Genomic DNA, 26171 nt, shown 5'->3' with positions numbered 1-26171 from the left:
GCGTAACCCAACAAATTCGAAGCAGCATCGTTGGGTTACGCTGCGCTAACCCAACCTACGCAAGCGGAAGAAAGATATACACCACTGCCTCGTGCTCTGGTACATCCGGATAAAACGTCACACGTTGCACGAACAGCGGAAAATCCCGCAACTCCTCGCCACTATCAGGTAGCCACTGCGCATACAGATAGGCGATGGATGCATGCAAATGGTCATCAGAGCCGACATGCCTGAGCACGGCGCAGCGGCCTGCCGGAATCGTCTTGTCCACGATCCTGGATGCTTCATCCCGCATATCGCGATCGACGGCAACGCACAGGTCGATACGATAATCGGCCGGAGCAACCTGATACGGATCGTCGTAGAAGATATTGAACGTGGCATGCCGGCTGGGATGAAGATGATGCTGTTTGCGCCAGGCGATGAAGGCGCGGATCGAATCGCCGATGCGGTTGGGATCGCCGCGATGTTCCAACGTGGCGACGCGAGTTTCCGGAAAATGTTCGATACGAATGTCGCGGGACGGTGTTTCGGTTTGCATGTAGTGAATCCTTAGCGCGGTGAGCGGTTCGTAGGTGTCGTGCCAAGGTTTCCACTGCGGCTGTTTCCGGAACTCGCTGGGTGTTTGTCCCGCGCTTTTCTTGAATGCGCGGGAAAACGACTCGGCATTGTCGTAGCCGCTGTCCAGGGCGATCTCAGTGACCGGTTGATCATCCCGGAAGGCGAGCTGATAGGACGCGCGTTTCAAGCGGCATAGCTGCACGTACTTGTAAACGCCCATCCCGAACAGGTCGGAAAACTGCCGCAGGAAGTGATGCTTGGAGAACGCCGCCATGTCGCTCAGCTGCGCAACCGTCAGGTCCTCGGACAAGTGTGCGTCGATGTAGGCGAGCACTTTCTGAAAGCGAGCGAGGTAGGCATCCGTGGCGCGTGCGTTCAATGCTTGTCTCCTTGGCGACCGAAAGGCTACCTGTCCCCAACACAAAGCGCCTGACTGAAATTGCTCAATACAAGCTCAACCACCGCCGCGTGCATAAAGCCCGGTCATCCGGCCTTCTGCGAGGATGTGCCCCTGAATTGCAGCGTTCACTTGATCGGTGCTGGCGCCGACCGGTAGCGAAGGCATCGCGTCCAGCGCATAGATTCGGAACACATAGTGATGAGCTTGGCCTTCCGGCGGGCAGGGCCCGCCGTAACCCGTTCGGCCGAAACTGTTGATGCCTTCAACAGCATGCTCAAGCCGTTTGGAAGGCGTCGATGCACCCTCGGGAAGTTCGCGTGTATCGGCGGGGATACCGTACGCCAACCAATGCGTGAATGCAGTCGGCGCGTCGGGATCATCCATCACCAAGGCGAAGCTTTTGGTGCCGGCAGGAGGCGAGGGAAACTGGATCTCCGGTGACAGATTCGCGCCGTCGCAGGTGAACGTCGACGGTATCTTGCCGCCATCGGCGAAACTGGAACTGCTTACCTGCAACACAGGGTGCGGCGGCGACGCGCAAACGACACTTGCATGCAGCAACAGCATGGCCGGAAACCACGGTGCGCGTTTGAAAGATGGTGCCTGCATCAGTGGTCTGTGTCGGCGAGGCTCACGGTGACGAACGTGCGATGGAAGAAGCGAGCGCGCAGGGTGTTGTCGTCCAGCGAAACCGCAGTAGCCGGCATCGGCTGCACTGATTGGTAAGGTACCTTGCTGGCGAAGCGCAGGAAGGGATCGACGTATTGCACACTCCATGCGCCATTGGGCGTATTGATCGGTTCACTGGGAAGATCGCCGAGCCGTTGCACCCAGAAGGAAACGTGGCCGTCCTCGGGCAGCACGAATTGATGGCTGGAGCTTGCCTGGCCGGCATAGTAGGCGGTGAGTGGTAGCGTCTGCACCAGGCGCGGATGCGCGCAGTCGCTGTCGCACATGGCCATCTGCAGCACTAGTACGGGCTGTGCGTTGACGGCGTTCACCTTGATGACGTCACCTTTCTTTAATGCGCCCGTGCTTTGGAAAACGAGGGGCTTGCCGTTGCCGTCTTGTTGCAACACGGAGAAAGCGGCGTTTTCCGCAGCCTGTGCGCCGAACGCGACGAGCAGGCCAAATAGCGCGGTGGCGAGGGTGCGTGAAGCGGACATGACGATCACCTCGACGAGAGTGATTGCGATACGGTGCTAAGCGCCGGATGCAACCGTTATTTTGCGCCGATTTTTTCAGGCTGTCAGCGGCTTGCGTAGGCTGGGGTGAAAACCCCAACATTGAAATCTACGCGTGCGGTGATGTTGGGGTTTCCATCCCAACAGTCATGCAACACTGGGCACTTGCCATGGTGAAAGTCATCCCAGAAGGCCGTCATTCCCGCGAAAGCGGGAATCCATTTGCTCTGATGCATCTCTGAAATTGGATTCCCGCTTTCGCGGGAATGACGGCCGTGAGGGAAGGCGTACCTTCTTGGCAACCTACACAAGCTGGATGAATGAAGGCGGGCAGTCATGAAAATTCTCGTAGTCGGTGCAGGTGCAACAGGCGGTTACTTTGGTGGCCGGTTGCTTGAAAACGATCAGGATGTCACGTTCCTGGTGCGCAAAGCACGCGCGGAAACGCTGGCACGCAGCGGCCTGGTGATCCGCAGCCCAGCGGGTGACGTAACGCTGTCGTCACCACCCACGGTGCAGGCGCATGCGTTGAAAGATACTTACGACCTGATCATCGTGAGCTGCAAGGCCTATCACCTGCCGCAAGTGATCGATGACATAGCGCCTGCAGTCGGTGCGGAAACGATCATCTTGCCTTTGCTCAACGGCATGCGGCATCTGGATCTGCTCGATGCGCGCTTTGGTGCAAGGCACGTGCTCGGCGGCCAATGCATCATTGCGGCGACGCTGAATGCGGAAGGTGTGGTGCATCATCTCAATCAATCGCACAGCCTTACCTTTGGCGAGCGCGACGGCAGCCGTTCACCGCGAGTGGAACGCATTGCGCAGGCCATGTCGGGTGCGCGCTTCGAACCGCGCCTGAGCACCACCATCCTGCAGGACATGTGGGACAAGTGGGTATTCCTCGCTTCGCTGGCCGGCATTACGTGCCTGATGCGTGCTCCGGTCGGCGACATCGTCGCGTCACCAGGTGGCGAACGGGCCATGCTCGATCTGCTCAAGGATTGCCGCCGCGTCGCCGAAGCCCATGCCCACGCACCCAGCGACGCCGTGCTGGAGCGCGCCCGCTCCGTGCTGACCGAGCCGAGGTCGGCGCTGAGCGCCTCGATGCTGCGCGACCTCGAACGGGGTGGGGCGGTGGAGGCCGATCACGTGATCGGCGATCTGCTGGCGCGCGGCGAAGCGGCGGGGCTGGAGCTGCCGATGCTGCGGTTGGCGTATACGCATTTGAAGGCGTATGAGGCGCGGCGGGGACGGTAGCGTGATGTTGCGCCCTCCCCTACGTGTAGTAGGGGAGGGTTTGGGTGGGGTGAAGCAACCTCGCGTTGAATTCAAGCAACGCCGCAAGCACGTCCAACCCCACCCCAACCATCCCCTGTAAGCAGGAGAGGGAGCGCGTTTGAGTCAGAGAGTGGGATTTGCGCAACTCCCATTTCACCCCTTACATCCCACCATTCATCCCTCACCCATCACGACACATCCCATCACCATGGCGGCCACGCTTCGCCCCGCCCACAGTCGCTTCATTTCCAGTCACGAGAGGGAGTGCACATGAACCGGCGCGAGCTATTGAAGGCAGCCTTGGCGATTCCGTTTCTGCCAGGCGTGATGACGGGGGGCCTTGGAACGGCCTGGGCGGCGGGTAGCGCCACCCTGTTTCGTTCACGTGTCCGGCCAAGCGAGCCGGGCTGGCCATCGGCGACGACGTGGGATGAGTTGAACCACGCCGTGGGCGGGCGCCTGCTGAAGCTGCAATCGCCCTTTACGGCTTCAAAGGCCGCATGTGACGAAGCCCTCAAGCACATCCGCAACCCGTTCTACATCGGTGACCAGCCGGCGCTGACTCAGACCAGCGGATGGGCCGATGCCTGGGCCTCGCGTCCCAGCGCCTATGCCGTGGCGGCGGAAAGCACGGCCGACGTGGTCGCCGCAGTGCGTTTTGCGCGCAAGCATCGGTTGCGCCTGGTGGTGAAGGGCGGCGGGCACAGTTACCAAGGCACCTCCAATGCGCCGGATTCGCTATTGATCTGGTCCCGCCATATGAACGCGGTGACTCTGCACGATGACTTTGTCGCGCAAGGCTGCACGGGCGCAGCCCCGCAACCTGCCGTGAGCGTGCAAGCCGGAGCCATGTGGATCGATGCGTACGACGCCGTGACCACCCACGGCGGTCGCTATGTGCAAGGCGGCGGTTGCTGCACGGTGGGGGTAGCGGGGCTTATCCAGAGCGGCGGCTTCGGCAGTTTTTCCAAAGCATTCGGCACCGCTGCCTCTGGATTGATCGAAGCGGAGATCGTCACCGCCGATGGCGTGGCGCGGATTGCCAATGCATGCACCAACCCGGAACTGTTCTGGGGCATCAAAGGCGGTGGTGGCGGCAGCCTCGGCGTAGTGACGCGTCTGACGCTGCGCACACATACCTTGCCGGAATGGTTCGGTGCGGTGTTTGGCGAAATCAAAGCGGCGTCGGATACGGCGTATCGCGCCTTGATCGCCAAGGCCATCAGCTTCTATCAGAGCGATCTGTTCAATCCGCACTGGGGCGAACAGATGCGGTTTCGCGGCGACAACGTATTGCATTTGTCGATGGTGTTCCAAGGTTTGAGCCAACAACAGGCTCAGGCGATATGGCAGCCATTCCTGGATTGGGTGAAGGCGAGCAGCGACTACAGCTTCGTAAAGCCGGCGCAAGTGGTTGCGATGCCCGCACAACATTTTTGGGATGCGGAGTTTTTCCGCCAACACTTGCCCGGCGCGATGATTCCTGACGATCGCGACGGTGCACCGCGCAACCACGTGCTGTGGGCGGGCGATCAGGGCGAGGTGGCTTGGTTTATCCATAGTTTCAAATCGGCGTGGCTGCCGGCTTCGTTGCTGCACGAGGATCAGCAGGCGCAATTGGTCGACGCGATCTTCGCGTGCACGCGCCAATGGGACGTCGAGTTCCATTTCAACAAGGGGTTGGCTGGCGCGCCATCCGAAGCGATCACCGCCGCACGCGATACCGCCACGAATCCGCAAGTGCTCGATGCGTTTGCGCTGGCGATCATTGCGGGGAATGGTCCGCCTGCGTATCCGGACATGCCCGGCAGCTCACCGGATCTGGCAAATGCCCATAAGGAAGCTGCATCGGTAGGAAAAGCGATGGATGCATTGTTGAAGGTGGCGCCGAACGCCGGTGCCTATGTATCGGAGAGCGATTATTTTCAGCGCGATTGGCAGCATGCGTTCTGGGGAACGAATTATTCGCGGCTTGCGGCGGTGAAGCGCCAATACGATCCAGAGGGGTTATTCTTTGTGCATCACGGTGTGGGTAGTGATGGGTGGAGCGCGGATGGGTTTACGCGGGTGTCGTAGCAAGCGATAACTTGCGGGGATTTTCCAAGTGAATCCCTCTTCCTGTGGGACCTGATTAGCGTCTCGCCTCAGCTGGGGATGTCGTGTTGTTGTGGCATTGCCTGCGGCGCTTCCGGTCGCGAAGCGACCGGGTCACTTTTCTTTGCTGGCCCAAAGAAAAGTAACCCAAAGAAATGGCCTGAAGAGCTCATGGCGAGTGTAAGTTACAAGCTTGAACGATGACGCCCTGGTTTGATGGTTGGCGGGCCAAGCTTCCACAGCACCGCTATACCGCGAGGCGTCGACGCCCTGAGGGCTTAAGGCAGATAGATCTCGGCAAAGCTCAGCCTGTGGGCAGGCGCGCTTTAAGTCCTCAGCGCTTGGACGCCTCGCGGTATAGCGGGGGCGTTGAACCATGGGCAAGCAACCACCTATCTAGCCATACACGTTCAGGCTTTTCCCTTCCCCATGCTGTGAGCCTGTTAGGCCATTTCTTTGGGTTACTTTTCTTTGGGCCAGCAAAGAAAAGTGACTCGGGCCCTTTAGGGGCCGAAAGCGCCGCAGGCAATACCCCAACACCACGACATGCCAAGCTGAGGCGAGACACTAATCAGGTCCCGAAGAGAGGGACAGCAGCGCCTCTCGCCTCCATAACGTCTTCACGTCAGACACGCTGTCAACAAGCCTTCATTTCCCCTGATTACCGTGGTCGGGTTGTGCGCAGTTGCTCCGCCTCATCCCACCCTCCGGAGACCACGATGATCACGACTTCCCCTCTGCATTTTCGCCGCCGATATATCGCTGCCGCACTGACCGTTGCTTCACTCGCGGTCGGCGTTGCCGCTTATGCCAACGATGGCTGGCACCATCATGAGTTTCGTTTCTGGCCTGGCAATCTCGTGGTCAGCCGCAGCGTGTATGACAACAAGGCCAGCAACGTGCAGGTGGGCGAAGTGCTGCCGCCAAATTGTCCACCTGCCAGCGGCGCGTGTGGCGCGGCCAGTGGAGCACCGTACGACGGCACTTATCCGTACGTGTGGAACAACGATACCTATGACGGCAGCTTCGGCATCACCTCGCGCATCTATCTGGATCAGATCGCGCCGAACGGCTGGTTGATCGATACGCTGGAAGTGCCCAACAGCCTGCAGCCTGCTGGGCGCGAAGGCGAAATGGTGACGAGCTTCAGCTCCAAATCCGAGTTGGGTCTGCATCTGTCAATGGATGGCCGTTATCTCAGCTTCATGGGCTACATGGCGCCGATCAACGCGATCGATGCATCCAATTCCAACACGCCGCTGGCGGTGGATGGCACCAATCCCGACGGGCAATCGTTCTATCGCACGGTAGCGCTGGTGGATCGCAAAGGACATTTCCGTTTTACCGAGACCAATGCGTACAGCGGCAACAACGGTCGTGCGGCGATCTACAACAACGTCGGCGGTGCGAACGTGTTCTATACGGTGGGCAACGCCGGCAACGGTGCAAACCCGCAACCCGATGGCGTGATCCTTGGCGCCGGCGCGCAATACATCGTGCCGTCGACGTTGCCTGAAGCGTGGCAGACGCCGGTCACGCCTGCGCCGCTGGCAAGCTTTTCCGTCACGGAGCTTGGTGCGAAGGCCGACAAGATTGGCAAGGACGACAACTTCCGCGGCATCACGGTATTCAACAACGTCCTGTACGTCACCAAGGGCAGCGGCGGCAATGGGGTGAATACGGTTTATTTCGTGGATACCACCGGCAAGGCGTGTCCAAACGGGGTAGGTGTTCCGGTAGCGGGTGCGCCGTTGCCTACCTCCGCACTTGCGTATGACGCGTCCACGCTGCAGACCAAGGGCCTGCCGAACAATATGTGCGTGCTGGCCGGCTTTCCTGCCACGCCGAACAAGACGGCCAAGACCCTGTCGTACCCCTTTGCCTTGTGGTTCGCGGATGCGAACACGCTATACGTGGCTGACGAAGGCGATGGCTATGCAGGCGGCACGGATCTCTATACCCATGCCGCGGCGCAAACCACGGCCGGTTTGCAGAAGTGGGTGTTCAACGCCGCCACGCAGTCCTGGGTTTTGGCCTATACGCTGCAGGCGGGCTTGAATCTTGGCCAGCCGTATACGGTCAGCGGTTATCCCACCGGCACCAATGCCGCGACCAACTTGCCGTGGTCGCCGGCGACCGACGGCTTGCGTCAGCTCACCGGCCGCGTCGATGAGGACGGCAGGGCGACCATCTGGGCGGTCACTTCCACCATCAGCGGCAATGGCGATACCGGCGCTGATCCGGACAAGCTGGTCGCTGTTCGCGACGAACTGGCGAACACCACGGCCGCGAATGCCGCGGACGAGCATTTCGTCACCTTGCGTTCGGCCAAGTTCGGCGAAGTGTTGCGGGGCGTGTCGTTTACGCCGGGTACGGAAGTGCGCGATCGGCACTGAGGTATATCGCGGGCATGCCATGCGCGGCATGCCCGCCCTTTTCGGCCGTTTTTACCGGCGCAATGGGTGAGCGCGCATGAAACGGCACGCATGTTTTAACCATCCCGCAACCCTTCAAGTGCATGCGCCATTCTGCTGACCGGCCACGCATCTGCATCACCCGAAAGATCTTCGCGGCCGTGAAAATCAGGTAGTCGCAACCCGTGCGCAGGGCGCCCACTATGGTGTCGCCGGAACCGTTCCAGGCTCCGGCATCGGCCCGTTCTGGACCGAGATGATCCTAACCAAAGTGGAGACTCACACATGTACGCACACTTCGAACGCACAGGCCCGCTGACCCACCTGTCCAGCTATCCAAACTGGGCACAAGATATGGTTAACGCTTGCGAGCCAACCAAACACGCCGTAATCCAACACGAACTATGGACGCTGATGCGCGAAAACCGCCTGGATGCGGTTGGCACACGCGATTTCATGGTTGGGGTATGGCCCGTGATCGAGCGGTTCCCGGGCTATATGGCGCTCAACCTGCTGAAGACTCAGTACGGACGCAGCCCCGGCGAAAACATGGCCCGCCGGTGGCTGGTGCGCAACATCCGGGTGGAGCAGAATCACGCCGAATACTGGCTCAACTGGGCCGAGGGGGCAGGGGTGCCGCAAGCCGAGGTACTGAATGGCAGCACGCCGTACGGTACGGATGCGCTGTCCAATTGGTGCGAAGAGGTAAGCCGCAGTGGTCCGTTGGCGGCAGGTATGATCGCTACCAACTATGCGGTGGAAGGGGCAACGGGGGAATGGTCGCAATGGGTCTACGAAAGCGAGGCCTATCGAGAGAACTTCCCCAAAGCCACCCGGGCAGGCACTCTGCGTTGGCTTCAACTTCACGCGGCGTATGATGATACTCATCCATGGGAGGCGTTGGAGATCGTTTGCACCCTGGTGGGCAACGCTCCACGTGCGGATGAGGTGGCTTATTTGCAGGAATGTGTAAAACGTAGTTACGTAAGTATGAGGATCACCCTGGATCGGTGTCTGGATGTGCGTCGTGACCCGTGGCTGGCTAATGAGGCAGCTGCTTAAGTAAACGCGTCAGCGGGGCGATACACGTCAAGTCAGCAGTTTCTGGACTGTGGATGACAGGCTCTAAGATAGGGACGCGATGCGTACCACCCGCAATGCTCAGCAACGGCCGCTGTCACGACGTCTTATGCCTTTGGCATACGGCTTGGCGGCGGTCGTTGGTTTAGTTTTGTGCCTGACCTGGGGCGCTCTCCAAGTTCAGGTAACGCTGGCGGGTTTCTTGAATGGCGAAAGCCTGTGGTCGAAAGCCCAGAAGCAGTCGGTCATCGAACTGACCGCCTATGCCCGCACTGGCGACCCGACCCGGCTGGCAAGCTTTCGCCGCAACTACGAAGTGGTGCGCATTGATCGCGCGGCGCGCGATGCCATCGCCACCGGTCATTACGACCGACATGTGGTGTATGAGGATTTCCGGCGCGGCGGCGTTATACCCGCGGCCATCCCCGGCATGGTCTTCATTCTCGACGACTTCGCCCAGCTGCCTTATGTGGGACCCGCGCTGAAGGATTGGCGCTCGGTCGACGGCGCCATCGAAGAGCTGAACACCATCGCGGATGAATTGGAGCGGGCGTATGCGCAAGGCACGCCTCCCGCTGAAGAAGTTGCGGGACAGCGCGCGCGCATCGATGCACTCAATGCGTTCATCGAGCCGCGCAGCGACGATTTCTCGCTGCAGATCGCCCTGGGTGCGGCATGGCTGGGGCGGGTGCTGTTCGCCAGCGTGCTGCTTACCGCGATGGCCGCCTCCATGCTGTGGGTGCGGATGGCCAAGCGCATCCTGGCCGGCATCCGCGGTACCGAAGAACGCTATCGCCTGCTGTTCGACAGCGCGGCCGATGGGATCGTGATGGTCGACGAAGTGCATGGCCGCATCCTCGGCGCGAACCGGACTGCCGGTGCATGGACCGGCCGTAATCCACATGATCTGATCGGCCTTCATTTCATCGATCTGTTCGTGGAGGGCAGCACGCGCTCGGCGGGCTCCTCTACCATTGGTTTGCTGCGTGCGGTGGATGGCCTGATCCGCACCGTCGAGACGCATAGCAGCCTCACTACCTGGGGTACGCAGCCAGTGCGCCAGGCGATCATGCGCGACATTTCTGATCGCATCACCATGGAGCAGGAACGCCGCATCGCTTCGGAAGCGTTGGCCAGCGTGGCCGAAGGCGTGATCATTGCCGACGCCGACCGGCGCGTGACCACAGTGAATGCTGCGCACACGCGCATCACTGGCTACACGCTGCCGTACCTGCAACACCATCGTTTCGACGAACTGCGTCGCATGCCTGATGGTGCACCGCTGCCGGCATCGATTTGGGACATGGTGGCCGAAGGCGGTAACTGGATTGGCGAAGTGCAGAGTTGGCGCTCGGACGGTTCTTCCTATCCGGAACTGCTCAGCATCAGTGCCATCCGCAACGGCGAAGGCCGCGTGCAGCACTACGTGGCGGTGATCACCGACATCACACGCAGCAAGGCCGATCGCCAGCGCCTGGAATACATGGTGGCGCACGATCCGCTGACCGGCCTGGCCAACCGCAGCGAATTCCAGCGGCATTGCACACAAGCCATCGAAGCGGCGGCGCGCGTGAACGGCGCCGCAGCCGTGTTGTTCGTGGACCTTGACGCCTTCAAGGCAGTGAACGACAGCTACAGCCATGCCATCGGCGATCGCCTGCTGGTGAAAGTGGCGCAGCGTATTCGCCGCGAGTTGGGCGAAAACGATGTGGCCAGCCGCATTGGTGGCGACGAATTCACCGTGATGCTCGGTGGCCTGCGTACCCGCGAGCAGGCCGCGCAGTTTGCCAGCCGTCTGCTGCAAAGCTTGTCCGAGCCGATGCTGATCGGTGATTACGAAATCGTGATGAGCGCGAGTATCGGCGTCGCGGGTTATCCATTGGATGGCAGCGATCCGGTCACGCTGATCGCCAACGCGGACGCAGCGATGTACGCCGCCAAGACGCAGGAACGCAACACCTTCCGCTTCTACACCCCGCTGATGCACGCCGATGCGCGCATGCGCCTGATGCTGGGCGCGGATTTGCGTCAGGCGCTGATTCGCGATGAATTCCACCTGGTCTACCAACCCAGCGTGGAGTTGCGAACAGGCCGCATCATTGCGGTGGAGGCATTGGTCCGCTGGCGTCATCCCGAACGCGGCGAGCTGATGCCCGACGAATTCATCCCGCTGGCGGAAAGCCTGGGCCTGATCCGCCGGTTGGACGCCTGGATCATGCGCGCCGTCTGCAATCAGATTCGCCTGTGGGATGAAGCCAAATTGCCACCGATCCGCGTGGCGGTGAATGCATCCGCGGCCACGTTCGGGCATCCTGGCTTCATGGACACCGTGAAACAGGCGCTGCAAGCCAGCCAGATCTCGCCCAAGCGCCTGATGTTCGAAATCACGGAAAGCGCGATCCTTCGCCTGGGCGAAGCCACTGAGCAAACCATGCATAGCTTGCATGCGCTTGGCATCGGCATCGCCATCGACGATTTCGGTACCGGCTATTCCTCACTGGCGTACCTGAAACTGTCAGGCATCGATTATCTGAAGATCGATCGTTCCTTCATCACCGATCTGCCCGATAGCGGGAACGACGTGGCGATCGTCGAAGCCATGCTCGCCATCGCCAAGGCCTTGGGCATGTGCACGATCGCCGAAGGCATCGAAACCGCCGCGCAGCATGATTTCCTGTTGCGCGCCGGGTGTGTGGAAGGGCAGGGGTATTACTACTCCCGCGGTCTGGCGCCGCAGGAAATTGAGCGGATGTTGTCGCCGAATCCGAGGCATGAGCCGTCGCGGTTGCGGCTTGTTCCGCCGAAATGATTCTTGCGTGATTGGTCCTATCGTGCCTCACCGTCATTCCGGCCTTCGCCGGAATGACGGTGAGGTGAGTCAAACAATGGGTAAGTTAAGCGCTCAGAGCTTTACATCCACCACCATCTGCTCGTCCTGATACATCGCCGGAAACACCTGCTTCAACTGCGCCACCTTCGGTGCATCGTTGATCACGATGTACATATCGTTCGGATGCTTGCGCGCGTAATCCTGATGATAATCCTCGGCCGCGTAGAAACCCCGCATCGGTGCAAGCTGCGTCACGATGGTGCTGTCGAAAACCTTCGCCGCATTGAGTTGCGCGATATACGACTCTGCGATCTTCTTCTGATCCGGACTCGCAAAGAAAATCTCCGAGCGATATTGCGTGCCCGCATCCGGCCCCTGACGGTTGAGTGTGGTCGGATCGTGCGCAACGGCGAAATAGATCTTCAAGAGTTGCCCGTAGCTGACCACGGCAGGATCGAAGGCGATCTTCACCGATTCGGCATGTCCCGTATTGCCTTCGCTGACCACTTGATATTGCGCCGTACTTGCATCGCCGCCGCTATAGCCCGCCCACACCTTGCGCACGCCGCGTACGTGTTCGAATACCGATTGCATGCCCCAGAAACAACCGCCCGCCAGCACCGCGGTTTCCGTGGAATGGGTTGTTGGTTTGGCTTCGTCGTAAGCGGGGTCGGGCAACGGTGCGTTGCTGGCCGCGGCGGTGCAAGCGGTCAGGCCGATCAGTGCGGAAAGCATGGCGAGATGACGGGTTTGCATGGGGTGCCTCCGTTAGCGTCTGCCTGGTATTCGGTAGCGAGTCTTTTGCGGTTACGTCAGGCGTTGATCTTGCACAATGCTTTCGTCCCCTCTCCCCTCCGGGGAGAGGGCTAGGGTGAGGGGACAATCTTGCGATATGAGTCAATGAGAGCGTGGCTCTTATGGAACGTGGGGCAAGCCTTGGCCCCTCACCCCAACCCTCTCCCCGGAGGGGAGAGGGAGCTAATGAGTAGCTACACCGCGACCACGTGTATCTCCACATCCTCCAACTGGACGATCTGCCCCGCGTGAATCTTGCAGGTCTTGCGCAGTTCCTGCTGTCCATCCACATACACGGCGCCGCTGGCGACGATCTGTTTGCCTTGCCCGCCGCTGTCGCACAATCCGGTGAGCTTAAGCAATTGATTGAGTTCCACGTAATCGCGGTCGAGTTCGAATTCGATCTGGGTCATGACGGGCGATGCGAAGGCAGCACCATAGGGTGCTCGGGCAAGCTGAGGAAGGCGAAGAACGGGCGGCTCTGGCTCATGGCGAAGCCCGCCGATTCATGCAGGATGTTGAGCAGCGTATCGAAATCCTTCGCGGCCGCTGTGCGCAGATCGTTTGCATGATCAAGCAGCAGTACATGACCGGTGCCATGCAGCCATTCCAGGTCACGCAACGTGTCGAGCAGTGCATCCCAGTTCTGGCCGAAACCACTGGGCACGTTGAGCGCGGCAGCAAGGCGGCGCAGCAGCTCGGCTTTGTCGTGGCAGCCGGTCAGGTCGGCACGGCACACATACAGCTGGCCTTGTTCGGCGGCAGCGACCAGCGCGTCGAAGTCGGCGGCGTCGACGAAGTACACACCGCCGTCGTTCGCCTGGGTCAGATCGAGTGCGCCTTCTGCGCTCATCGATTCACCTGGAAAGACTTGAAGCTGCGGTAATGGTCATCGGTGTAATAGAACACCGTGGGCGGCGTGCCGCCGGTAATGATGCGTCGTGCCCCGCGATTGCTCGCGTCGGGCGTCGGCACCGTGTATTCGTGGTAATAACCGCGCGGTTGCTGCGGTAGCAAACCTTCGTAGTTGCCGAACACCACGCCGTCCTGGCTATACGGAAAGGGGCCGCCTTGCAGAATGGCGGTCAGCGTGATGCAAGCTTCTGCTGGCATGTACGCCGGCAGATTGGCATGGGCAGCAGGGCAGTTGTAGTTTCCCGTGGCCGGCAGAGTGACGTTGCCGTTCGACACCATTCCCGGCGGCGGTGGAGCATGCCGATTCCAGAAAACGATCGCGCCGATCAAGAGCGCAAGCAGGATCAGGGGAATGAGGCGAGACAGAGACACCGCGGACTCCTTGTTGGCGATACGCGCAGTGTAATGCGTTGCGAAGCTGCGCGCCTTGGCCACCGCATTCGGCAAGTGCAAGCAGTGACTTTAAGGACATGCGGCATGCCGGGGCGAAGACTATACAGCGTCTACCCAATCCCTGAGGAAGAACGACATGTTCCGCAAGTCTTTGTGGTGGATGGTTGCGCTCGGCCTGTGCACTACGACCTGTTCGTTATTCGCCGCGGATGCACCTCAGGTGTTCGCACCAGGCGTGATTTCCGGACCGGCGGGCGAAGCGTGTCCAGCATTCACGCCGGACGGCAACACGGTTTACTTCGATGTGGGTTCCATGATTCTGGTTTCTCATCGCGAGCATGGTGCATGGTCCAAGCCAGAGATTGCGCCCTTCTCAGGACAGTGGCTTGACCACGATCCGACCATGTCGCCGGATGGTTCCTATCTGGTGTTTGTTTCCAATCGCCCCGTGACACCGGGTGCGGAAGCCTTGGCTGCGACCGTCAAAGGCAAGACTATTCCAGCCCGCGGCGGTCATTTGTGGCGCGTGGATCGCAAAGGCAACAGCTGGGGCACGCCGGAGCATCTGCCCGATGCGGTAAACGCCAGCGATCGTACGTATGCGCCGAGCATTGCGGCGGATGGCAGTCTGTATTTCATCCATCCCGATGCGGATGGCGTGTTCCATATCTACAGTTCGGCTTTTGCGCAGGGTGCTTATCAACCCGCCACGCTAGTGAAAGTGGGTGACCTATCGGCAACGACGCACGATCCGGCCATTGCGCCCGATCAATCCTTCATGGTGTTCAATTCGGCGGATGCCAAATCGGGCAACATGGGTGACTTCTATATCGCATTCCGCGAAGGCGATCATTGGGGCCAGCCGATCGACTTGGGAGAAGCCATCAACGGCAAACCGGGCAAGTGGAGCCAGTGGGGCGCGCATATCGGTCCCGATGGACACACGCTGTACTACACCAGCGATCGGCACACGGAACTGACTTTCCCGCTGACACCGGAGCAGGCCAAGGCAACGCTGGCGCGCATGCAAAGTTGGGACAACGGTGGCGACAACATCTGGTATGTGTCGCTGGCGCCCTGGCTGGATAAGCACGCGAAAGCAGGCGAGGGAACGTAATATCTCCGCCCCCTCAATGGCCGTCATTCCCGCTTTCGCGGGAATGACGGCCATTGAGGGATGGACGTGACTTCTGGCGCAGCGTCCAGATTGCTATCGGCAAGCTAGACTGCGGCTTTGCCTGTCACAGGAGCCGCCATGCCTTTTCCGCCTCTGTCCCTGCGCATTACCGGATGCTGCGCCCTGCTGGCTTTCGCTAACGCCGCGCAAGCATGGCCGCAGGCGCAGCCCGTGCCGGCAGCGGATGTGCCGCAAGACGCACAACCGGCATTGCCGCCGATGCTGCAGGATTTCGGCACCTACGTGGACGGCGCGCGCAAGACCTTCAACGTGCCTGGCATCGCGGTGGCGATCGTGAAGGACGGCAAGGTAGTGCTGGAGCAGGGTTACGGTTTGCGTGAAACCGGTAAGCCGGAAAAGGTGGATGCGCATACGCTCTTCGCGATCGCCTCCAACACTAAAGCTTTCACCGCGGCTGCGCTGCAGATGCTGGCCGAGCAAGGCAAGCTCGACATGGACGGGCGGGTGACCGATTACCTGCCGTGGTTCCAGATGTCTGATCCCTACGTGACGCACGACATGCGCGTGCGTGATCTGCTAGCGCATCGCAGTGGCTTGAGCTTGGGCGCCGGTGATCTTCTGTATTGGCCGCCAACTCAGTACAGCACCAAGGAAGTGGTAGAGCGCTTGGCCAAGGTACCGATCGCCAATGGCTTTCGCAGTCACTACGCGTACGACAACATTCTCTTTGCCGTTGCTACGTTGGTGATCGAAAAGGTATCGGGCCAGAGCTATGCCGACTACCTCCGCGACCATATTTTCAAGCCGGTTGGCATGGACGAATCGCTGGTCGACATGACGTATCTCAAGCCGGGCATGGATGTCGCCACCGGCCATGCATTGTTCGACTTCAAAGATTTGAAACCGGTGCCGCCGATGGCGTGGACCAACAACCCCGGTGCGGGCGGTATCTACGCCAGCGTGCACGATCTGGCCAAGTGGATGAACGTGCAGGTCGCTGCTGGCGAACTGCAAGGCAAGGATGCGAATGGCAAACCACGGCACCTGTTCTCCCAGGATAGCCAGAACCAAATGTGGACGATGCTCACGCCGATTCAGGTGAACAAGCCGCCCGTGCCGGAATTGCAGCCGGTTGTGCCTAATTTTGCCGGTTATGGCGAAGGTTGGTTTCTCAGCGATTACCACGGCCAAAAATTGGTTTGGCATACCGGCGGCTGGCCGGGCATGGTTTCACGCGTGACGTTGGTGCCGGGGTTGAAGCTTGGCGTAGTGGTGCTCACCAATCAGGAAAGTGGCGCCGCGTTCAATGCGGTGACTTATCGCGTGCTGGATGCTTATCTCAACGCAACCAACAAGACCGACTGGGTCGCGGTGTACGACAAAGCTGTGAAGCACGCGCAGGGCAAGGCGGACGATAGTTGGAAGGAACACGAAACTGCACGCGACGCCAAGAGCAAACCTTCATTGCCGCTGACGAAATACGCAGGTACCTACCGCGACCCGTGGTATGGCGACATCATCATCAGCAACGAAGGCGGCAAGCAGCGTCTGCGTTTTGGCAAGACCAAGCAGCTTGTAGGCACGATGACGCCATGGCAGCACGACACGTTTATCGTGCGCTGGGACGATCGTGCCTTGAATGCGGATGCCTTTGTGAACTTTGCACTGGATGTGGATGGCCATGTGCGCGAAGTGCGCATGGAGCCGATTTCGCCGCTGACGGATTTCAGTTTTGATTTTCAGGATTTGCGGTTGGCGCCGGTGAAGGGTGGGGAAGCGAAGGCTGATTGATGAGAGTTTGAGGTCGGTAGTGCTGAGCTGAAAATCCATCTTGGGAGATATCAATGCAACTGCGTCCATTTGTTCTATGCGCACTACTAAGCCTCACCCTACTCACCGCCTGCGCAAAACAAGAGCCACAAACTACCGCTTCCACCCACCGCATCTTCCACATCCAACTAGCGGGCAACGCAACACAACCCGTCTCCGGCCGCTTGCTCCTCTTCGCTGAAGAAGCCAAGGCAGCCAAAGCCGATGCGGAAGGCGGCAAAGTGACTGAAGTGGACGCCAATCCGATTCATCCCACACAAACTTTCATCGCAGCACAGGAAGTCGATCGGCTCATGCCGGGACAGACGATCGATGTGGATGCGGACATGCGCACCTATCCCGACGTCTGGTCGAAGCTTCCAGCGGGCGACTATGTAGTGCAGGCGGTGCTGGACGTGCATCACGACTACAACTACCTGGGGCGTGATGCGGGCGACATCATCAGCCAGGTTGTCTCGGTGCATTTGCCTGCGTCAGACACGCCGGCGATCAAGCTGGAAGAAACCGTGACGGCGCAAGATCCATGGACACTGCCGGATTCGTTGCCCGCCAATTTGCGTGATGCCGCGAAGGCGTTGCGCGAGCAGGCGCAGCCGATCGATTTCGTCAGCCCCGCGTTGACGCAATTCTGGGGGCGGGACATCCACATGTATGGCTATGTGGTATTGCCGCCGGGCTATGACGCCTCGTCCAAGCAGCACTATCCCACGGTGTATTTCACGCACGGCTTCACTGGTAACAAAGATCGGCTGGCGCGACCGATGGCGTATGTGCAAGCGGGCATGGCCAGTGGTCAGATGCCGCCGATGATCTGGGTATTCCTGGATGAGTCGAGCGCGACCGGCACGCACGAGTTCGCAGATTCGGTGAACAACGGCCCATGGGGGCAGGCACTGACTACGGAACTGATTCCTTATCTGGAATCGAAATACCACATGGATGCCGACGTAAATGGCCGCTTCCTCAACGGCCATTCGTCCGGCGGCTGGGCCACGCTGTGGCTGCAGACGCGGTATCCGAAAATTTTTGGCGGCACTTGGTCGACGTCACCCGATCCCAGTGACTTTCATGATTTCACGGGCCCGGATCTGTATGCGCAGCACGCCAACGTCTATCGCAAAGCGGACGGCACGCCATGGCCGCTCGTACGTGACAAGGGGACGGTGCTCGGCACCTTCGAACAATTCGCGAAGATGGAACGCGTGCTTGGGCCATACGGTGGGCAAATGGCATCGTTCGAATGGGTGTTCTCTCCGCGCGGGAAGGATGGCCGGCCCGAACAGATGTTCAATCGCGACACCGGCGACGTCGATCCGCAAGTGGTGGCCTACTGGCACGATCACTACGACATCGCTAATCGCCTGCAAACCCATTGGCCAGAGCTGAAGCCAGATCTGGATGGCAAGATCCATCTCTACGTCGGTACGGCCGATACGTTTTATCTGGATGGTGCAGCGCACCGCTTGAAAGCAGTGCTGGATAGCCTCGGTGCGCATGCCGAATTTCGTTTCATTCCGGACCGCACACACTTTGATTTGTACAAAGTTGGCGATGATCGCTTCGGCTTGTTCAAGGACATCAGCTGGGCGATGTATGCCGTGGCCCGTCCGCAAACCGAGTCGAAACCGAAAGTGAACCAGGCGAGATAGTGCGTAGGAATTTATCTGGCTGACATGTTGGCTGACATGTTTTCAGGCATAGTTGCCGCCGCAGGCGTTGTAGGAGGATGGCGCTTGGGAGTGTCAGTTCCAATCAGGGGCGGCACGTCAGGGGACTTCCTAATTTGCTCATTCAAGCTGGAGGGAATCACATGAAATCGTTCGGGTTGATCGCAGTACTGGCCGCCGCACTGATGGCTTCGGGTGTCTATGCGCAGCAGGCTCCCGCCGCTGCAGGCAGCATGACCGTGCAATGCAACGATGGTACGTCGCAGACGGTAACCACCACCAAGGGTGCCTGCCACGGGCATAAGGGCATCAACAAGTCGGCCAGCGGTTCCTCCGCTGCTGCTGCACCAGCCGCAGCAGCTGCACCTGCTGCCGCAGCCGCCCCGGCCGCAGCTCCCGCGGCTGCAAGCAAATCGACCGCGGCTGCGAAGCCGGCACCGGCTGCTACGCCGGCAGCAGGCGGTGGCGCAGGCCAAGTGTGGGTGAACACCGGCTCGAAGACCAAGACCTATCACTGCGAAGGCAGCAAGTGGTACGGCAAAACCAAGGAAGGCAAGTACATGAGCGCGGCGGATGCGCAGGCGGCGGGTTATCACGCGGCCAAGAATGAGAAGTGTCAGTAAAGTTTGTATAGCCCTCTCCCCTCCGGGGAGAGGGTTGGGTGAGGGGACATCCTTGCGCTGAGCTAGATACTCTTCCGCAAGATTGGCCCCTCACCTCAGTCCTCTCCCCGGAGGGGAGAGGAAGCAAAGCGGCTCACTCCGCCTGCCACGGATCGTAACTACCGATCCACCACAAATGTCCCTGCGGATCGCGGCATGCATAGCCCGCACCGCCATAATCCTTCTCCGCATACTCCTCGATAATTTCCGCACCTGCCGCTTTCGCGCGCTCGTAGTGCGCCTTGCAATCGCTGGCGTAGATGCACGCACATTGCGTTTCGCGGCCCTGGATTTCATCGGGCTGCACCATGTGATCACCGAAGCCGCCGGGGCTGATATCGCCGAGCATCACCATGCCGCCGCCGTACACCAGTTGCGCGTGCATCACTCGGCCATGCTCGTTTTCGTACACGGCGTGTTTTTCAAAGCCGAATGCTTTGCACAGCCAGTCGATGGCAGCGTGAGCATCGCGGTAGCGCAGGCCGGGAATGATGGTGCTGCCGTGAATGACCTTGGTGTTCATAGCAAGAGCGTCCCATTGGAAAGTCAGTTCAAGCTAACCCGTCGCCCAGCGCGCGTCTTGTAGATTTTTTTGAACGCCTTTAGAGCTGCACGTGATTGGGATACGGTCCACGCGCAGCCGCAAACTCGGAAGGTGTGATGCCGGCGAAGCGGCGGAATTCATGGCTCATGTGTGCCTGGTCGCAAAAGCCGCCGTCGACAGCGATGCTCGCCCAGTCGGGCTGCTCAACGGGGTGTGCCATGGCCACCACGGCGCGAAAACGCATCAGCCGCGCGTACTGCTTGGCCGTCATGCCAACGTGACGGCGAAACAGCAGTCCGAAGCGGTGCGCGGAGTAACCGCTGTCGCGCTGAAGCCGGCCGATGCACGGCACTTCCGGAATGCGGGACAGCGCCGCTACAGCGTGCAGAATCGTTGTGTCCCACGTTGGTTCATCGCATAGCGTGCGCAACCATTGCTCCAGCAGCGCTACACGTTGCGTGGGTTCCATCGTTTCCAATAAACGTTGCCGCAGTCTGCGCGCATCAGCGCCGAACATGTCTTCCAGATTGATGTCGCACGTTCCCAATTCTTCCGCGCTCAGCCCGATCAGCGCATGCACGCCACCCGGGCGGAAGTTGACGCCCATCACGCGCACTTGTTCGGCGGTATCGATGATCCAGCTGTGCCGATACGGCCCGCCGATCACGCTGCCTGAGGCGCGCAGGCAGTGGCGGGTTTCATCGTCTTGGTAAACGCGGGTTTCGTCTTCGAGCAGATTGATGATCAAGCCTGCGCCCGGGCCGGGCAGGATGCGTTCGTAGCGGAACGCTTCGGAGGGCATGTCCCAGTCCCAGATCGCCTCGATCACGGAGGCGAGCGGCGGGGCGGGGACGATGCGCAGGAAGCCCATGGGAGGGAGTCTCTGAAGCTTGATGGATTACATGGTACGCCGTGTTCTATTCCGGTGAATCCCTCTCCCTTTGGGACCTGATTAGCGTCTCGCCTCAGCTGGGGATGTCGTGTTGTTGTGACATTGCCTGCGGCGCTTCCGGTCGCGAAGCGACCGGGTCACTTTTCTTTGCTGGCCCAAAGAAAAGCCAACCCAAAGAAATGGCCTGAAGAGCTCATGGCATTGCATAGGTTACAAGCCTGAAGGATGTCGCCTTGCTTTGATCGTTGGCGGGCCACGCTTCCACCACGCCGCTATACCGCGAGGCGTCGAAGCCCTGAGGACTTAAAGCAGATCTCAGCCAAGCTCAACCTGTCGGCAGGCGCGCTTTAAGCCCTCAATGCTTCGACGCCTCGCGGTATAGCGGGAGCGTTGAACCATGGGCGAGCAACCTTCGATCTAGCCATACCAGTTCAGGCTTTTACCTTTCCCCTGCTGTGAGCTTGTTAGGCCATTTCTTTGGGTTACTTTTCTTTGGGCCAGCAAAGAAAAGTGACTCGGGCCCTTTAGGGACCGAAAGCGCCGCAGGCAATACCCCAACACCACGACATGCTCAGCTGAGGCGAGACACTAATCAGGCCAGAGAGAGAGGCTATTGCCCCGGCGCTGCCGGACTGTCCTCGCCCAACGGCCCCAAATTTCGCACGATCATGCTTTGCGGCGTCGACAACGGCATCTGCGCCTTGGCCAACCGCGACAGAATGTCGAACAGCAACGCACTCTTCACCGCCGACGCTTCACGCGGGCTGCGTACATACGCCACACCGGTGAACGTCATGGCCGACGTGGTGATGTCATCCAAGGTCACAACCGGTGCGGGTGTATCCATGGTGGCGTCATTCGCATGCAGCGCTTCGAGCATGATTTCGCGCACCTTCGATGCATCGGTATCCAGTGGCATCGGCAGGCTCAGTTTCACGCGACCAAGCGCGTTGCCGTGCGTGACGTTGCGCAGGTTCTGCGTGATGAACTGCGAGTTCGGCACGATCATGGTGGAGCGGTCGCTCAACTGAATCTCGGTGGCGCGTACGTTGATGCGGCGGATGTCGCCTTCCACGCCGGGCATGCTTACCCAATCGCCCACTTTCACCGGCCGTTCGGCCAGCAGAATCAGGCCGGAAATGAAGTTCGAAACGATCGCTTGCAGGCCGAAACCGATACCGACCGACAGCGCACTGGCGATCCACGTGAGGCTTTGCAGGCTCACGTCAGCCGTGCGCAATGCCAGTGCAAACACGATCACCACTGCCACGTAGTTCAGCAGCGCGACGATGGAATTCTGCATGCCGATGTCGAGCGTGGTCTTTGGCAGCAACTGCTGGGCCAGCCACTTCTTGGCGATGCGTACCGCGAACATGCCGAGCGCAAAGACCAGCACCGCGTTGAAGATCGCGCCCGGTTTGATGGTGAGCTCACCCACCTGCAGGCCGCTGAACACATTGCCGATGTGCGAGAAGATGTCCTGCGGCCCGCCGCCGAACGGCACCAGCAACGTGCCAACGGCTACCAGCAGCAACAGGATCTGTCCCGCTGCGGAGAATACGGTCGAGGCCTGCTCCAGCGTCGTCGGCTGCACACTGAAAGTGGATTGCAGACGCTGGCCGCTGCGGCCGTGCGGTGTAAGCAGCACGTGGAACAGATCCCGCTGCAGATGCGACAGCATGTACAGCGCCCCCACGATCATGCCGATCCACAGCATCTGCCACGAAATGAAGAAGCCCAGCGCGACATAACCCATGATGACTGCCAGCCACGCCACCATCACGCCCAGCGCGGCAAACCCGAACAACGCACCCACCCAGATCGCGTGCTGGGGTGGTTTCTCGCCCTGTTGCCGTTGCGTGTTGCGCGCGCGCTTGGCACGCAACAGCGCCGCACCGACCAGTCCGGTAATCAGCAATGCCAGAAAGGCACGCGTGCAAACCGTTGCGGGAAGACTGGCACCAGCGAAATTGTTCAAACGTTCGAGCACGCCAAGCAACAGGAAGGCGCCGCCCAGCAGCCAGGGAAACCAGCGCAGGGTGCGCGCCGTGAACTTGGTCAATGCCGGCATGCGCCATGAAGGATGCCGCACCGAAAGCAGCGCACGTCCCAGTCCGGCTGTGAAGGCGGCGAAGAACACGGTGCGGATGATCGCTTGCGCGAACGTCTGCACGTCTTCATCCAGCGTGTCGTTCCAATTGAAGCCCAGGTCCACCAGCCATGCGGCCAAGCCGATGGATAGCGTCACCGTCAACGTGAAGATCACCGATATCGCACTGCGCCGCAGATGCCCGTCCGGCAGATAGCGGCTGGCCAGCGCGAGTACCACGTGCTCAGTCAGGGCGCGGCCGGGCACGATCAGAAGCATCGCGCCAATCAAGCAAAACAGCAGCGGCCATCGATTGTCGGGTTGCCAGGCCACGCCTGCTTCTTCGAGCAGCAGATCTCTCACGCGGCGCACCCGCGCGATGTCATCCGGGAACGATTTGGTCAAATTCCGCCAGAAGCTGATGCCTAGCGGTGACTCCGCGCGCGAGCCAAGTTGCGCCTGGAATTGCGCGTTATGCGTTTCGACGATCTGCGAAGCGAGCTTGGTGGCGTCCTGGCTCAGCAACTGTGCTTGTTTGATCTGGCTGTCGAGCTTGGCCTTGTTGCGCTCGAGCTGGCGCCGCTGCTGGCTTACCGCCGGCGTTTCCGGCGGCGCACCTGCGACCGGGGCGGGGCCGAGCACGGTCAGGCGTGTCTGAAGGCTTTCCAGCTCAGGCGTCAGTGTCTGCACCAGCTGATCGGCTTGCTGCTGCACATCGCCGGCCTGGCTGCGCATATTGTTTAACGAAGCGCTGTCCGGCTTGTTGTTGAAGCTGGTCTTGAGATCGTCCAACTGTTTGCTGACGCGAGTCAGCGTCTGCGCCGGATCGGGCGCGCTGGCTGCGCTGGCAGGTGCGTCGGACGTACTTGGCGCGTTCTGTGCGAAGGCGGGTTGCGTGCCGAGTAGTAGCGAACCCAGCAGCAGCGAAGGGGCAATGAGCTTACAGAGGAAAGTACGCATGCCGGGCATGATCCGAATGACGCAGCCGACGGTCAATTGGTCCTTCACGGAATTGTGTTTTATGCATGGTTAGCATTCAGGCGGTGCGTGACGCGCACCATTCCCATAAAGCTGACTCTCGTCTTGTCGTCATTCCGGCGAAGGCCGGAATCCAGTTCAAATACGCGGTCCGAAGGACACAAAACCGGTTTTGAGTGCTTCGCATGACGTATTTAGACTGGATTCCGGCCTTCGCCGGAATGACGACGGCGCTAGATTCGGCATCTCAAAAATAGTGATGGACGCCCATGCCCTTCGGGAGAGGGGCTACGCCAGCCAACCTTGTATAGTGCCCGTTCGCCGTCATCTATGGCCCAAATGGACACCGCGCCATGATCTTCCGTTGGTTCGAATCCCTGATCGACGCCTTCAAGGACCCGGTCGACACGATGCCGCCGAAGTCCGTTGGGCGGTTCTATATGTTCTATCTGGCCCAGGTTTGGCCTGTGTTCGCCGTGGCGGTCGTGGTGGGCTTCGCCGTCGCGTTGGTGGAAGTGTCGCTGTTTGGCTTCATCGGCAGCATCGTCGACATGGCCAAGGGGGCGCCAGCCAAGGATTTCTTCGCCCTCCACGGACGCGAGTTGCTGTGGATGGGGTTCGTCGCGCTGGTGCTGCGCCCGGTTTTCATCGGCTTGCACGACATGCTGATGAATCAGGCGGTGGTGCCCAGCCTGACCAACCGCATCCGCTGGCAGAACCATCGCTACGTGATCCGCCAAAGCTTAGGGTTCTTCCAGAACGATTACGCCGGGCGCATTGCCAACCGCATCATGCAGACGGGTGCGTCGCTGCGTGAATCGGCGGTGCAGATCGTGGATGCGATCTGGTACGTGGCGATCTATACCGGCAGCGCTATCGTGATGTTCGCCAAGGCCGACGTATGGCTGGCTGCACCGCTGGTGGTGTGGCTGTTCGCTTATGTGGGCACGTTGTACTTCTTCATCCCACGTACGCGGCAGCGTTCGTGGCTGGCTTCCGAAGCGCGCTCGAAATTGATGGGGCGCATCGTGGACGGTTACAGCAATATCCTCACGCTGAAGCTGTTCGCGCATACGCAGCGTGAAGAGAGGTACGTGGCCGATGCCATGGCGGAGCAGACCGAGAAACTGCGCGGCATGACGCGCCTGACCACCGCGATGGATGCCACCATCACTACCCTCAACGGTTTTTTGATCGTCGGCACCTCCGCGCTGGCGGTATGGCTGTGGAGCCAGGGCAAGGTGACGGTTGGCGCGATTGCGTTGTGTACGGGGCTGGTGATTCGCATCAACAACATGTCCGGCTGGATCATGTGGGTGGTGAACGGCATTTTCGAAAACGTCGGCAGCGTGCAGGACGGCATGACCACCATTTCGCAGCCGCGCGCCGTGCAGGATCGCGAGGGCGCCATGCCGCTGGAAGTGGTTGCAGGCGAAGTGCGCTTCGAGGACGTCCATTTCCATTACGGAAAGCAGGGCGGCGTAATCTCCGGCTTGAACCTGGTGGTGCGCCCTGGCGAAAAGATTGGCTTGGTCGGCCCGTCCGGCGCGGGTAAATCCACACTGGTGAACGTGATGCTGCGCCTGTACGACCTGGAAGGCGGCCATATCCGCATCGACGGCAAAGATATCGCGCAGGTCACGCAGGAAAGCCTGCGTTCCCAGATCGGCGTGGTGACGCAGGACACATCGCTGCTGCACCGTTCCGTGCGCGACAATCTGCTCTACGGGCGACCCGATGCTTCTGAATCGCAACTCACAGAGGCGATCCGCAAGGCGCGCGCCGACGAATTCATTCCAACGTTGATCGATGGTGAAGGCCGCCTTGCCCTGGACGCTCACGTGGGTGAGCGTGGCGTAAAACTTTCCGGTGGCCAGCGCCAGCGCATCGCCATCGCGCGCGTGCTGCTGAAGGATGCGCCGATACTCGTGCTAGACGAAGCCACCTCAGCGCTTGATTCGGAAGTGGAAGCCGCCATCCAGGAAAGCCTGGAGGTGCTGATGGAAGGCAAGACAGTCATTGCGATTGCACACCGCCTTTCCACCATCGCACGCATGGATCGCCTGGTGGTGATGGACAAGGGCCGAGTGGTGGAAACCGGCACGCATGCGGAGCTGATCACGCATGGTGGTTTGTATGCGCGCCTGTGGCAGCGGCAGACGGGTGGGTTCGTCGCGGCGGATGATGCGCTGGTTTGAGGTAGGTTGGGGTGTAAACCACAACGTCGCGATGTATTTGTGCATGACAATGTTGGGGTTGTAACTCCAGCCTGCACCTTGATTAGAGTCTTGCCTCAGCTGGGGATGTCGTGTTGTTGTGGCATTGCCTGCGGCGCTTTCGGACCCTAAAGGGCCCGAGTCACTTTTCTTTGCTGGCCCAAAGAAAAGTAACGGCGGTCTCTAAACTCAAGTGCAACACCCTCTC

The 26171-nt window shown here is 60.0% G+C and carries 20 protein-coding genes; 10 read left to right on the top strand and 10 right to left on the bottom strand.

Annotated elements, in window-relative coordinates:
• Nucleotides 1-55: 55 nt before the first annotated feature.
• The 3 genes from QQJ86_RS14885 to QQJ86_RS14875 all read right to left on the bottom strand — a co-directional run bounded on the left by QQJ86_RS14885 (nucleotide 56) and on the right by QQJ86_RS14875 (nucleotide 2127).
• The gene (locus QQJ86_RS14885; RefSeq protein ID WP_284321757.1) at nucleotides 56-940 is read right to left on the bottom strand and encodes an AraC family transcriptional regulator; all 885 of its coding nucleotides are present in this window, start codon (nucleotides 938-940) and stop codon (nucleotides 56-58) included.
• Between the two features lie 75 nt (nucleotides 941-1015).
• The gene (locus tag QQJ86_RS14880) at nucleotides 1016-1570 is read right to left on the bottom strand and encodes a YbhB/YbcL family Raf kinase inhibitor-like protein (protein WP_284321756.1); all 555 of its coding nucleotides are present in this window, start codon (nucleotides 1568-1570) and stop codon (nucleotides 1016-1018) included.
• On the bottom strand, nucleotides 1570-2127 hold the full coding sequence (locus tag QQJ86_RS14875; RefSeq protein ID WP_284321755.1) for a hypothetical protein: 558 nt from the start codon (nucleotides 2125-2127) through the stop codon (nucleotides 1570-1572). The genes QQJ86_RS14880 and QQJ86_RS14875 overlap by 1 nt, the downstream gene beginning before the upstream one ends.
• A gap of 354 nt (nucleotides 2128-2481) precedes the next feature.
• On the opposite strand from QQJ86_RS14875, the gene panE reads away from it, so the two are divergent.
• From panE to QQJ86_RS14850, 5 genes are all read left to right on the top strand, one after another.
• On the top strand, nucleotides 2482-3405 hold the full coding sequence (gene panE, locus QQJ86_RS14870) for a 2-dehydropantoate 2-reductase (protein WP_284321754.1): 924 nt from the start codon (nucleotides 2482-2484) through the stop codon (nucleotides 3403-3405).
• A gap of 291 nt (nucleotides 3406-3696) precedes the next feature.
• Nucleotides 3697-5502 carry an FAD-binding oxidoreductase gene (locus QQJ86_RS14865; RefSeq protein ID WP_284321753.1) on the top strand — a complete coding sequence of 602 codons (1806 nt, stop codon included), beginning with the start codon at nucleotides 3697-3699 and terminating at the stop codon, nucleotides 5500-5502.
• Between the two features lie 737 nt (nucleotides 5503-6239).
• Nucleotides 6240-7916 (top strand): hypothetical protein, encoded by a 1677-nt coding sequence (locus QQJ86_RS14860; protein ID WP_284321752.1) that lies wholly within the window; start codon nucleotides 6240-6242, stop codon nucleotides 7914-7916.
• 303 nt (nucleotides 7917-8219) lie between these two features.
• Nucleotides 8220-8996 (top strand): iron-containing redox enzyme family protein, encoded by a 777-nt coding sequence (locus QQJ86_RS14855; protein WP_284321751.1) that lies wholly within the window; start codon nucleotides 8220-8222, stop codon nucleotides 8994-8996.
• A gap of 127 nt (nucleotides 8997-9123) precedes the next feature.
• Nucleotides 9124-11823: a putative bifunctional diguanylate cyclase/phosphodiesterase gene (locus tag QQJ86_RS14850; RefSeq protein ID WP_284321750.1), complete on the top strand. Its 2700-nt coding sequence runs from the start codon at nucleotides 9124-9126 to the stop codon at nucleotides 11821-11823.
• Between the two features lie 93 nt (nucleotides 11824-11916).
• Here QQJ86_RS14850 and msrA read toward each other — a convergent pair whose 3' ends face one another.
• From msrA to QQJ86_RS14830, 4 genes are all read right to left on the bottom strand, one after another.
• Nucleotides 11917-12600, bottom strand: a complete 684-nt coding sequence (gene msrA / locus QQJ86_RS14845) for a peptide-methionine (S)-S-oxide reductase MsrA (protein WP_284321749.1) — start codon at nucleotides 12598-12600, stop codon at nucleotides 11917-11919.
• A 233-nt stretch (nucleotides 12601-12833) separates the two neighbouring features.
• Complete coding sequence (locus QQJ86_RS14840; RefSeq protein ID WP_284321748.1) at nucleotides 12834-13052, bottom strand: RNA-binding S4 domain-containing protein; 219 nt, start codon at nucleotides 13050-13052, stop codon at nucleotides 12834-12836.
• Entirely contained in the window at nucleotides 13049-13492 is a 444-nt protein-coding gene (locus QQJ86_RS14835) for a barstar family protein (protein WP_284321747.1), read from the bottom strand. Before QQJ86_RS14835 ends, QQJ86_RS14840 begins: the two co-directional genes overlap by 4 nt.
• A complete protein-coding gene (locus QQJ86_RS14830; protein WP_284321769.1) occupies nucleotides 13489-13920 on the bottom strand; it encodes a guanyl-specific ribonuclease in 432 nt (143 codons plus the stop codon). The genes QQJ86_RS14835 and QQJ86_RS14830 overlap by 4 nt, the downstream gene beginning before the upstream one ends.
• A 163-nt stretch (nucleotides 13921-14083) precedes the next feature.
• Between QQJ86_RS14830 and QQJ86_RS14825 the strand changes: the two genes are divergently transcribed.
• The 4 genes from QQJ86_RS14825 to QQJ86_RS14810 all read left to right on the top strand — a co-directional run bounded on the left by QQJ86_RS14825 (nucleotide 14084) and on the right by QQJ86_RS14810 (nucleotide 19205).
• Nucleotides 14084-15064, top strand: coding sequence for a TolB family protein (locus QQJ86_RS14825; RefSeq protein ID WP_284321746.1), 981 nt, complete (start codon nucleotides 14084-14086; stop codon nucleotides 15062-15064).
• Nucleotides 15065-15202: 138 nt separating this feature from the next.
• On the top strand, nucleotides 15203-16876 hold the full coding sequence (locus QQJ86_RS14820) for a serine hydrolase (RefSeq protein ID WP_284321745.1): 1674 nt from the start codon (nucleotides 15203-15205) through the stop codon (nucleotides 16874-16876).
• A gap of 53 nt (nucleotides 16877-16929) precedes the next feature.
• A complete protein-coding gene (locus QQJ86_RS14815) occupies nucleotides 16930-18564 on the top strand; it encodes an alpha/beta hydrolase (protein ID WP_284321744.1) in 1635 nt (544 codons plus the stop codon).
• Nucleotides 18565-18725: 161 nt separating this feature from the next.
• Complete coding sequence (locus tag QQJ86_RS14810; protein WP_284321743.1) at nucleotides 18726-19205, top strand: hypothetical protein; 480 nt, start codon at nucleotides 18726-18728, stop codon at nucleotides 19203-19205.
• A 133-nt stretch (nucleotides 19206-19338) separates the two neighbouring features.
• Here QQJ86_RS14810 and QQJ86_RS14805 read toward each other — a convergent pair whose 3' ends face one another.
• From QQJ86_RS14805 to QQJ86_RS14795, 3 genes are all read right to left on the bottom strand, one after another.
• Nucleotides 19339-19767: a VOC family protein gene (locus QQJ86_RS14805; RefSeq protein WP_284321742.1), complete on the bottom strand. Its 429-nt coding sequence runs from the start codon at nucleotides 19765-19767 to the stop codon at nucleotides 19339-19341.
• A gap of 79 nt (nucleotides 19768-19846) precedes the next feature.
• Complete coding sequence (locus tag QQJ86_RS14800; RefSeq protein ID WP_284321741.1) at nucleotides 19847-20659, bottom strand: DUF6597 domain-containing transcriptional factor; 813 nt, start codon at nucleotides 20657-20659, stop codon at nucleotides 19847-19849.
• Nucleotides 20660-21290: 631 nt separating this feature from the next.
• The gene (locus QQJ86_RS14795; protein WP_284321740.1) at nucleotides 21291-23729 is read right to left on the bottom strand and encodes a DUF3772 domain-containing protein; all 2439 of its coding nucleotides are present in this window, start codon (nucleotides 23727-23729) and stop codon (nucleotides 21291-21293) included.
• Nucleotides 23730-24103: 374 nt separating this feature from the next.
• On the opposite strand from QQJ86_RS14795, the gene QQJ86_RS14790 reads away from it, so the two are divergent.
• On the top strand, nucleotides 24104-25945 hold the full coding sequence (locus tag QQJ86_RS14790; RefSeq protein WP_284321768.1) for an ABC transporter ATP-binding protein: 1842 nt from the start codon (nucleotides 24104-24106) through the stop codon (nucleotides 25943-25945).
• The last annotated feature ends 226 nt before the right edge of the window (nucleotides 25946-26171 follow it).

It is taken from the genome of Dyella acidisoli (assembly GCF_030160295.1).
Classification (GTDB): Bacteria; Pseudomonadota; Gammaproteobacteria; order Xanthomonadales; family Rhodanobacteraceae; genus Dyella_B; species Dyella_B acidisoli.
Note: the sequence above shows the minus strand (reverse complement) of the source record. Positions and strands in the feature narration are given on the sequence as shown.

Coding starts and splice junctions, on each gene's coding strand:
- QQJ86_RS14795 (WP_284321740.1), bottom strand. CDS start 23,729: ATGCGTACTTTCCTCTGTAAGCTCATTGCCCCTTCGCTGCTGCTGGGT.
- QQJ86_RS14800 (WP_284321741.1), bottom strand. CDS start 20,659: ATGGGCTTCCTGCGCATCGTCCCCGCCCCGCCGCTCGCCTCCGTGATC.
- QQJ86_RS14880 (WP_284321756.1), bottom strand. CDS start 1,570: ATGCAGGCACCATCTTTCAAACGCGCACCGTGGTTTCCGGCCATGCTG.
- QQJ86_RS14865 (WP_284321753.1), top strand. CDS start 3,697: ATGAACCGGCGCGAGCTATTGAAGGCAGCCTTGGCGATTCCGTTTCTG.
- QQJ86_RS14855 (WP_284321751.1), top strand. CDS start 8,220: ATGTACGCACACTTCGAACGCACAGGCCCGCTGACCCACCTGTCCAGC.
- QQJ86_RS14840 (WP_284321748.1), bottom strand. CDS start 13,052: ATGACCCAGATCGAATTCGAACTCGACCGCGATTACGTGGAACTCAAT.
- msrA (WP_284321749.1), bottom strand. CDS start 12,600: ATGCAAACCCGTCATCTCGCCATGCTTTCCGCACTGATCGGCCTGACC.
- QQJ86_RS14820 (WP_284321745.1), top strand. CDS start 15,203: ATGCCTTTTCCGCCTCTGTCCCTGCGCATTACCGGATGCTGCGCCCTG.
- QQJ86_RS14825 (WP_284321746.1), top strand. CDS start 14,084: ATGTTCCGCAAGTCTTTGTGGTGGATGGTTGCGCTCGGCCTGTGCACT.
- QQJ86_RS14810 (WP_284321743.1), top strand. CDS start 18,726: ATGAAATCGTTCGGGTTGATCGCAGTACTGGCCGCCGCACTGATGGCT.
- QQJ86_RS14805 (WP_284321742.1), bottom strand. CDS start 19,767: ATGAACACCAAGGTCATTCACGGCAGCACCATCATTCCCGGCCTGCGC.
- QQJ86_RS14875 (WP_284321755.1), bottom strand. CDS start 2,127: ATGTCCGCTTCACGCACCCTCGCCACCGCGCTATTTGGCCTGCTCGTC.
- QQJ86_RS14850 (WP_284321750.1), top strand. CDS start 9,124: ATGCCTTTGGCATACGGCTTGGCGGCGGTCGTTGGTTTAGTTTTGTGC.
- QQJ86_RS14835 (WP_284321747.1), bottom strand. CDS start 13,492: ATGAGCGCAGAAGGCGCACTCGATCTGACCCAGGCGAACGACGGCGGT.
- QQJ86_RS14860 (WP_284321752.1), top strand. CDS start 6,240: ATGATCACGACTTCCCCTCTGCATTTTCGCCGCCGATATATCGCTGCC.
- panE (WP_284321754.1), top strand. CDS start 2,482: ATGAAAATTCTCGTAGTCGGTGCAGGTGCAACAGGCGGTTACTTTGGT.
- QQJ86_RS14815 (WP_284321744.1), top strand. CDS start 16,930: ATGCAACTGCGTCCATTTGTTCTATGCGCACTACTAAGCCTCACCCTA.